At 55.6% G+C, this 7109-nt stretch carries 7 protein-coding genes; 6 read left to right on the plus strand and 1 reads right to left on the minus strand.

The window, feature by feature from the left end:
- Positions 1–352 precede the first annotated feature (352 nt).
- On the minus strand, positions 353–1171 hold the full coding sequence (locus tag JKL46_RS36440; protein ID WP_201840137.1) for an IclR family transcriptional regulator domain-containing protein: 819 nt from the start codon (positions 1169–1171) through the stop codon (positions 353–355).
- A gap of 591 nt (positions 1172–1762) precedes the next feature.
- Between JKL46_RS36440 and JKL46_RS28755 the strand changes: the two genes are divergently transcribed.
- The 6 genes from JKL46_RS28755 to JKL46_RS28780 all read left to right on the plus strand — a co-directional run.
- Positions 1763–2875, plus strand: a complete 1113-nt coding sequence (locus JKL46_RS28755) for an ABC transporter substrate-binding protein (protein ID WP_201840140.1) — start codon at positions 1763–1765, stop codon at positions 2873–2875.
- An 11-nt stretch (positions 2876–2886) separates the two neighbouring features.
- Positions 2887–3738 carry an ABC transporter ATP-binding protein gene (locus tag JKL46_RS28760; RefSeq protein ID WP_201840143.1) on the plus strand — a complete coding sequence of 284 codons (852 nt, stop codon included), beginning with the start codon at positions 2887–2889 and terminating at the stop codon, positions 3736–3738.
- A gap of 101 nt (positions 3739–3839) precedes the next feature.
- Positions 3840–4598: an ABC transporter permease gene (locus JKL46_RS28765; RefSeq protein ID WP_201840146.1), complete on the plus strand. Its 759-nt coding sequence runs from the start codon at positions 3840–3842 to the stop codon at positions 4596–4598.
- Between the two features lie 9 nt (positions 4599–4607).
- On the plus strand, positions 4608–5423 hold the full coding sequence (locus JKL46_RS28770; protein ID WP_201840149.1) for an ABC transporter permease subunit: 816 nt from the start codon (positions 4608–4610) through the stop codon (positions 5421–5423).
- A 319-nt stretch (positions 5424–5742) separates the two neighbouring features.
- Positions 5743–6750: a cyclase family protein gene (locus JKL46_RS28775; RefSeq protein WP_201840152.1), complete on the plus strand. Its 1008-nt coding sequence runs from the start codon at positions 5743–5745 to the stop codon at positions 6748–6750.
- A gap of 35 nt (positions 6751–6785) precedes the next feature.
- Positions 6786–7109, plus strand: a 324-nt coding sequence (locus JKL46_RS28780; RefSeq protein ID WP_201840157.1) for an FAD-dependent oxidoreductase, incomplete at its 3' end; no start/stop codon positions are given.

Consider the following 7109-nt stretch of genomic DNA (forward strand, 5'->3'; position numbering starts at 1 on the left):
AGCGGGAGCTCAACGACGTTTTTCGGGTCGCAGTTGGCGGGGCTTGCGTTGTCCGAAAAGGTGGCTCCAGCTTTCTGCGCACAGCGATGCGCTCGTTCAAGAATAGGGCATTCAAGAGGTAAATCCACGGTCGGAGCCGATGCTCTAGAGGTCGACCGGCGCAGACCGGAGGCTGCCGTGACAGTGTCGGCCGATTTTCGGCAGCCGGCCGACACAGATGCTCGTAATTTTTCCTCGCCGTCCATCACAGGCCCCGCGTTTGCTTTCCTTCGGCAAGCGCTCGGCAGGTTGCCGCCAGCAACCACGGCTACTTGAAAGCCAACGCCACGAACCATGGAACAGTGGGCTTTAGCTAAATGCGTTCCACGCCCATTGACGTTAGGGCCGAGGACAGTTCGTCCGCATGCTTGCGAACTGCCACTCCGAGAATGTCGAGTCCTTTTGCAGGAATACGTGACAATGGAACGGACACCGTGAGTGCCCCAATCACTTTGTCTCCTGAACGAACGACAGCCGCTACGCCAGCAACTCCAATCACGCGCTCTTCGATACTTGTCGCATAGCCGTGTTTCTTGGCAACACTAAGGTTTGCCTGCAATTCCTTGACAGAAGTTAGTGTGCGCGCGGTATAGGCAACCATATCAAGAGACGAAAAGTCGACCTTTGGAAGAGCTGCGAGTATCGCCTTGCCGACCGCTCCAGCGTGCAGTGGAAGCTTTACCCCAAGAGGCTGAACGAACCGAACAAGGTGGTCGCTTTCAATTCGGTGGACGTAGGTAATGAAGTCATCGGCCGGTGAATACGTCGCGAGATAGCAGGTCTCGCCGATTTCATCGACGAGATTTCGCATGATGGAGTGCGCTAGTTCAAGGACCGGAACAGCGCCGAACACCCGCGCCGCGAGCAGCAGCAATTTTGAACCGACAACGTAGCCGCCGTTATCCGTCTGCTGGGCATACCCAGCCTTCGCAAGGGTTTGCAGAATACGATGAGTCGAACTGCGACTGTTGTTGGTCGCCTGTGCGATCGCGCGAATGCTTGACCCTTGGGGGCGTTCAGTAAGCGCAAATAGAGTATCGGGGACCAAACTCACCAACCCCCCAGCTTGTGAGGTTGCTTCATCGTTAGTGTCTTGGTCTTGAGCGGTAGCTCTCATCTTGTCGTCATTCACGGGTTCACCGTCTCGCCTTCGAAATTTTGAGGAGTCATGCCGGCTTATCGAGTCCGTTCGTGTGCTGACCCAGAGTTCGCCATTTAATCACGTCGGGCACACATGCCTCAACGAATCTTATTTAATCGATCCTATGGGGTTCTTGGCATCGCATCTCGTTCTCTGGTCCTTAAAGCCGTGCTCAACATATTTTGGCATCGATGAATTATGTGTGAAATAACATTTCTCACCTTCCGTGTATAGTTTGAATGCTTCACGGTACATATCCTCCGGCCTGTCTAAAGTGTGGATCCGATCCCGATCATTCAAATAAGCGGTGCGGGCGATTGGTATAGGCGTTGATAGGGAGTTCACCGGAAGCATAGCTTTTCGTCTACCCACCCATCGGTCGCCGAAAGGCTTGGCGAGCATTTGGTATCTTGATGTTAAACTCGTCACATTCGGTACTTGCTGTACGTAAAAGCCGGTGCTATATCACTGGGACAGCGTCCGTCCATACGGGACAGTATCGATATCAGCCAGTGTAAGAAAGTGGGGCGGTTCAATGATCCCCAGCAAGCACATGAACATTCTCGGGGAGGAGATTCACGGATGCTAGATGCATGGTCAAACCGACTGTTAATGATCGCCCTCGTCGGAATCACCCTCAGCGGGTGCAATGAGCCCGTGGCGCCAACGCAGACTGAATCAGCTACTGCAGGCAAGCCCCTCAAGGTCCTATTTGCTGGCGCTCTGAATAATGTACCAATGATGGTGGCCGCTGAGAATGGTTACTGGCGCGAACAAGGGCTGGATGTAACCGTTCAGGTTCTCGACAGCGGATCGCAAATTGCTACAGCTCTGGTTAGCGGGGCAGCCGATATCGGCGCCGGTACAGCCACTTCGAGCATTCCATTGTCGCGAGCGGCAGGCAACCAGCTAACGTTCGTGGGCCCCTATCATAACAACCCGATGGTCGTGAATGGGGTCGCCCGGGTGGCCGTCATCGGTTCCACAAAATCCGGCGTGAAGGCTGGAGACGCGAAGTCACTTGTAGGAAAGACAATTGGGGCGTCGCTGGGCAGCACTAGCGAGTCGTACCTAAAGAGCTATCTCGCCTCAAGAGGAGTCGGGATGGGCGATGTCAAGCTGGTGAACTTGAGTGTTCCAGATATGTCAGTCGCCTTGACCCAGGGAAATGCCGATGCCGTTGTTCCATGGGAGCCTTACGTCAGTCAGATTATTAGGGAGCAAGGCGATAAGGCCGCAGTCGTTTCCCGCGGAGGGCCTTATGGCTCGAGCGTTGTCGGCGTCATGGTAACTGACAAGTACTTCGCGCAGAACCGCGATCTTGTCGAACGCTACGTCGCTGGCGCGTGGAAGGGAGTACAGTTCACTCGCCAAAATCCGGCTGCCGCGGCAACTATCGCGCAGCGCTATATTCAAGGCCTCAACCACGCCGATGCAACGTCCGGTTTGCAGGCAATGCAAGCAGAGTTCGACCCTCGGATCTCGCCCTGTACGAAAGCTGCTGTCATGCAAGAACAGGATTCACTCATTGCAGCCAACGCAATGAAAATAGCAACGCCCTTCCCGTATGAGACGATCGTTCAGGCCGACTTCATTCAGAGCTTGCTTACGAAGCACCCGGAGCTGTTGAATGATCTAAAGCCGCTGCCTGAAACGGCCGCACAATGCGGCGGCCTCTCCAACGCAATTCAGTGAGGAACTTGTTGATGGCTGCACAAGCAATCAAGTCTGCTTACGACGGAGCATCGCCAGCTATATCGCCAAGAAAGGTACTGCTGCAGGCGGTTGATCTCTGCCATGGCTACGAGGCAAGGGGCGAGAAGGTTGTTGCTCTCGACAACGTAAACCTTACTATCCATGAAGGGGATTTCGTTACAGTTGTCGGGCCAAGCGGCTGCGGGAAGTCCACGCTTGCGAGGATCTTTGCCGGTCTGACGATGCCATCTTCTGGTCAAGCTCTCTACGACGGCAAGCTGATCCAAGGTGCTTCCAAAGAACGTGGGATGGTCTTTCAGGAGTTGGCGATCTTACCGTGGAGGACTGTTGCCGGTAATATAGCTCATGGACTTGAGATTGCTGGCACGCCAAAGGCTGAGCGAGCACGCCGTGTAGCAGAGTTGGTTTCGTTGATCGGTCTTGAGGGGTTTGAGGACAAGTATCCAAGGGAGTTGTCCGGTGGGATGCGGCAGCGCGTGGCGGTGGCGCGAACATGGGCAACGAAGCCGCCCGTCATCTTGATGGACGAGCCATTCGCTGCGGTCGATGCGATAACCCGGATCACTCTGCAGGAAGAGTTAATCAGACTGACACATGCGACAAACCGGACAGTGGTCTTCATCACACATAGTGTCGAGGAAGCGGTCTTTCTTGGAGACTACGTCGTTGCCATGACAGCAAGGCCGGGCAGAGTTCTGGAAATCGTCCCCATTCCTCCAATGGGATCGGAGCGCACTTGGGAAGATATGATCAAAGATCCGCGCATAGAAGCAATCTCCGCACACGTCTTCGAACTCGTCCGTGGCCGGAAAGCACCGACAGCTCGCAATGAGGGACATTGACGCCGATGACTACCGTGCAAGCCCAAAGTGGAGGTCCGGCAGCGAGGTTATCCTCCCAGTCGCGACGGCCTGCCCTAGCGCGAAGGACTCGGAGCGCTGCAATGTTCAAGCTTCCCGTATGGTTGCTGCAGCTCGGTACCCTGGTCGCGCTCGTGGCAGCTTGGGGCGTCGCCTCGAAGTTGATGAACAACCCGTCGGTGCTCCCGAGCCCACTAGCGTGCATCAATGCGATCGGAACTCTGATCGCACGCGGTACGCTGATATGGGCGGCACAGGCGAGCTTCTCAACACTTCTGATCGGCAGCGGAATTTGTATCATTGTCGTTATTCCGGTAGCCATGCTTCTTGCTTTAAGTCGCCGCACCGCGGCATTCATCCAGCCCATGGTTCGGTTTATAAGTTCGGTTCCTGCAATCGCACTGATACCTCTGTTCATTGTATGGTTCGGTTTCAACCAGAAGGCTGTTTACGCAACCCTCCTGTATACTGCTGCTATTCCTTTATTCTTCTCGGTCCTTACAGGTGTGCAGAAAATTCCGCCCGTGTATGCAAGCAGTCTGCGGCCGCTCGGTGCTAGCACGAGTCGCATCATCCGAGATGTCTATTTGCCAGGAGCTATCCCGGGCATCGTGGTAGGTATCAGACTTACGCTCAGTTACGGATGGCGTGCCGTCATAGCCGGTGAGCTGATTGTCGGAAGCAACGGATTGGGGCGGCTGCTTGCTCAAGCGCGTGCCTCCAATCAAGTAGATCAAATCATCGCGGTTATGATCGTCATTTGTCTGCTTTTCCTCGTGATAGACCGCCTCCTCCTGAATCCGTGGGATCAGGTCATTTCAAGCCGGTGGAAAGCGCTGTAGGAGACACAAGTGAGTGCATCCAACTCAAGTATGGGCCGTTTCAGGCTCGTGTCGTGGCACATGACCGCTCTATCACTCCTGGCGATGTTGCTGGCGTGGCTTATCATAGCGAGCCCAATCGGAGTCCCAAGCTATGTTATTCCTGGCCCTTTCGCGGTCGGGGAGGCGTGGTGGGATGCGGCTTCCTCTGGGAGGCTGTTCATAGACATTCTGATCAGCGTTCAGCGCCTCCTACTCGGCGCTGCTGTCGGAATTTCAACGGGGATCTTGTTTGGGTTCATTGTGGGCTTGAGCCCGACTGCGCGTGTAGCGGTTGAACCTGTGATCAACGCTATGTCCGGCATCGCGGGCATTGCATGGATTCCGCTCGCTCTCGCATGGTTCGGCACCGGACTCGGGATGTCCACTTTCGTCATCTGGAATGGCATGTTCTTCGTTGTATTCGCCAACACAGCACTGGGCGTGTCGCGGGTGCAGCCAAGTTTGGCTGAGTCGGTACTCACACTCGGTGGAGGCAGATGGGATATCATCCGGAGTGTCATCCTACCAGGCGCGGCGCCTGATATCCTGACTGGTTTGCGTGTCGGTCTGAGTTTCGCTTGGCGAAGCCTTATCGCTGCCGAACTCTTAGGGGCGCCGCAAGGTCTTGGGCAATGGATCAATCAATCCGCCACTTTGCAACGATCTGACCGGATCCTTGCGGGCTGCATTACAATTGCAGTACTTGGTGTCATTCTCGAGTACCTTCTCGTTTCGTGGATTGCAGCTCGTACGGTTGTGCGGTGGGGTACGATCACTGATGCCTCGAGGGGAGGTGCCCAATGAGCACACGAAACGCGGCCATCCGTGTGTTTCTCGGTCTGATCATCATCGGCGCTCTCTATGGGGCACCATACCTAGTTGGAATAGCGACAGCTGGAAGCCGGCTTTCGCCCTGCCTACGAGATACCAAGAGTGCCTCTGACATCGTTGTTAAGCTTGGATTTATCCCAGGGCCCACCGAGATTGAGGAGCTTCAGCGATACGGTCGATATGGTGGGAGCGGTGGAAATATTCAGAATATCGTGCTGCTCGGTGTTCCGGAGCGCAATCGAGAGCTGTTATCACGGTTGTATTGGCTTGAAGAAATCGCAACGGTGGGACCATGCCACAAAACGACATGAAATCCAAAATACCTCAGGGAAGCAATCTTCCGACCTATGCGGATCTCGTTGCCCGAACCGATGGCCCACCCGGATCAGCTTGGGGACTCTTTGGCGCCGACGACCAGATTGGAACGATCAATCTACTTGGCGCTGACAATGCCCTCGAAGCTGCATCTCTGGTGCGACGGGGTGCAAGTTTCGGTTTAGATTATGAGCTTAGTGCATTCGCGCCTCCGGTGTCGCCATACCGAAAGATGCTGCAGCACTTCGCGGTGTGCCGCCATGAGGGACAAGTTCGCGACGATTATGTGAACGACTTCTTCCCTCAAGGAAGCTCGCACATCGATGGTCTCAGACACCATCGCCACAGAACCTATGGTTTCTACAGCGACGTGAGCGATGATGCAGTAGGATCTGGATTGCCGGCACTAGGGGTGCAACATATTGCTCGTAAAGGTATCGTTGGCCGTGGTGTCCTGCTTGACGTCTATGACTATCGCTGGAAGCAAGGACGCGCGTTAAATCTCCGAACTGCGGATCCAATCACCCTGGATGACCTTACTGGGACTGCTCGAAAGCAGGGGATACACTTCAAGCGCGGAGATATCGTTCTGCTCCACACAGGCTGGGCAAGACATTTCTTGCTCGACCTGAGCGATGAGGAGCGCGCTCAGATCATCAAGGATCGGACGTTCTGCGGCCTTGAACAGTCCTCCGAGATGCTCGCGTGGATATGGGACAACCATTTCTCCGTAGTTGCGAGCGATACGGTCGCGGTTGAAGTAATGCCCAGCGTTCAGTCGTCCCCGTTTGCTAATAATGTTGGGCGAATGATGCATCCTGAATTGATCGCCCTATTAGGCGTGTGCCTCGGAGAGCTGTGGAAGTTGGACGAATTGGCCAAGGATTGCGCGGCTGATGGAATCTATGAGTTTATGGTCACCGCAAAACCATTGAACCTTGTGGGAGGGGTGGGCTCTCCCGCGAACGCTCTGGCCTTGAAGTAAATGCGTACGCAGCGCAATACCGAGTGGGGTACGCTATGACGAATCTGCCCGCCCGTGAATCGATGGAGTTCGACGTCGTCGTCGTGGGCGCGGGTCCAGCCGGTCTCGCCACCGCCATCCGCCTCAAGCAGAAGGCGGCCCAGGCAGGGTCCGACATCTCGGTGGTCGTGGTCGAGAAGGGCTCCGAGGTCGGCGCCCATATCCTGTCCGGCGCGGTGATCGACCCGATCGGCCTCGACGGCCTGCTGCCCGAGTGGCGCTCCGATCCCGACCGGCCGCTGGAGACGGAAGTGACCGCCGACGAGTTCATGTATCTGGGCCATGCCGGGGGCGTGAAGCTGCCCAACCTGTTCATGCCC

The sequence above is a fragment of the Microvirga zambiensis WSM3693 genome (assembly GCF_016735695.1).
In the GTDB taxonomy this organism is placed as follows: domain Bacteria; phylum Pseudomonadota; class Alphaproteobacteria; order Rhizobiales; family Beijerinckiaceae; genus Microvirga; species Microvirga zambiensis.